Source organism: Phascolarctobacterium sp., assembly GCF_045124115.1.
GTDB lineage: Bacteria > Bacillota > Negativicutes > Acidaminococcales > Acidaminococcaceae > Phascolarctobacterium_A.
Window position 1 is genome coordinate 1 of record NZ_JBGVLF010000050.1, and the last position, 1,651, is coordinate 1,651.

A 1,651-nucleotide genomic window follows, 5' to 3' on the forward strand; every position below is an offset into this window, starting at 1 on the left:
CAATTCGGCGTATTGGCAACATACATAGCCACGCCGACAACTACAGTAATTGCCTTGTATTGTTGGAAAGCCAAGGCAGAAAACATTATCAAAATCAAACAGGGATACCCGGAGGAAACAAAGGATATGACCGTTGATTTAAACAATATCACAGTATAGGAGGTAATGCCCTATGGCAAAAAAAGTATTTTTAGGAGTAGGTCACGGAGGAAACGACCCCGGAGCGGTAAAGTACATCAAGGAAGCAGATGTAAACCTCAATATGGCGTTGGCTTGCCGTGATTATTTACAGGCGAACGGCGTAACGGTAAAAATGAGCCGTACAGTAGATGAAAACGACCCTTTGACCGAGGAAATCAGAGAGTGCAACGCATTTAACCCGGATTTGGCGGTGGATATTCATAACAACGCCGGGGGCGGGGACGGATTCGAGGTATACCACTATCACAAAGGCGGTACATCTAAGACCCTTGCACAGAACATTGAAGCAGAGGTAAAAGCAATCGGACAGAACAGCAGAGGATTAAAGACCCGGCTTAACTCTTCCGGGTCTGATTACTACGGATTTATCCGTTGTATCAAAGCACCGTCTATTATTTGCGAGGGCGTGTTTGTAGACAATGCAGCAGACGCAGCACAGGCGGACACATTGGCAGAACAGAGAGCCTTTGGTATCGCATACGCCAAAGGTATCTTAAAGACCTTGGGTATTGCAGACAATGGCGGAAACAACGGCAACACAGATAATGGGAACGCAGACGGCGGAGCAATCAGCAAAAACGATACAGTAACATTTACAGGCGGACCGGTTTACAAGTCCTCTACGACAGCAAAGGCAGCCAAGACGGTAAATAAAACAAGCACCTGTAAGGTAACGGCAATCAATACCAAAGGCACACACCCTTACCATTGTATCTCACAGGACGGCAAGGGTGTTTATGGTTGGGTTGATAAGGCAAGCATAAGAAAGTAGGAGGTACACAATGGCAGTAACGGCAGCACAGATTAAAAAGGTTGTGGCGGTTGCAAGCGGTATCATTTACGCCCAAGAGGGCAACTATGGAAGCGTAAACAAAAACGACAACAAGCACGGCATGAGTATAGGTAAATGCCAATGGAACGCCTATTGGGGGCGTGCGTTGCCCCTCTTGCAGACCATTGTAAATAAGGACCAGGAGCAGGCAAAGGAGATATTAGGGGAAACCCTGTATAATGAGATTGCCGGAAGTAGTCCGAAAGCATGGGATAAAAAGGAGAGAGCAGCAACCGCAGAGGAAGCAAAGGTAATTTCCAAGTTACTTTCCACTCCGCAGGGAAAGGAAGTACAGGACGATTTAGCAAATGAGGATATAACCCGATACGTCAAAAATGGCGTAAAGACGGGTCTTGTATCCTTAAAGGCACTTGCTTATTATGCAGACTTGGAGAACCAAGGCGGTAGCGGTGCGAGTAGCAGGATTGCAACGACCGCAGGAAATGCCCTTGGAGGGGTCGAAAAGGTAGGACTTGAAGAAATACACGCCTACGCCTTAAAAGATAGCGTAATGGGGCAATATGAAAGCCGTAGGGGCAAAGTATACGAAGCCGTAAAGGCAAGCGATTTAGCGGACGTATCGGTGGAGAATAAGCAGGACAAGCCAAGCACACCTAC

2 protein-coding genes are annotated in these 1,651 nt (G+C 47.1%); both read left to right on the forward strand.

What is annotated here, in order from left to right; genetic code table 11:
- Positions 1-172 precede the first annotated feature (172 nt).
- A complete protein-coding gene (locus tag ACJMM4_RS07805) occupies positions 173-973 on the forward strand; it encodes an N-acetylmuramoyl-L-alanine amidase (protein WP_405383885.1) in 801 nt (266 codons plus the stop codon).
- Between the two features lie 10 nt (positions 974-983).
- Positions 984-1,651: hypothetical protein (locus ACJMM4_RS07810; RefSeq protein ID WP_405383887.1), on the forward strand; the 668-nt coding region annotated here is incomplete at its 3' end.

Bases quoted from the DNA above. Each gene is read 5' to 3' on its own strand.
- ACJMM4_RS07805 (WP_405383885.1), top strand. From the start codon at position 173: ATGGCAAAAAAAGTATTTTTAGGAGTAGGTCACGGAGGAAACGACCCC.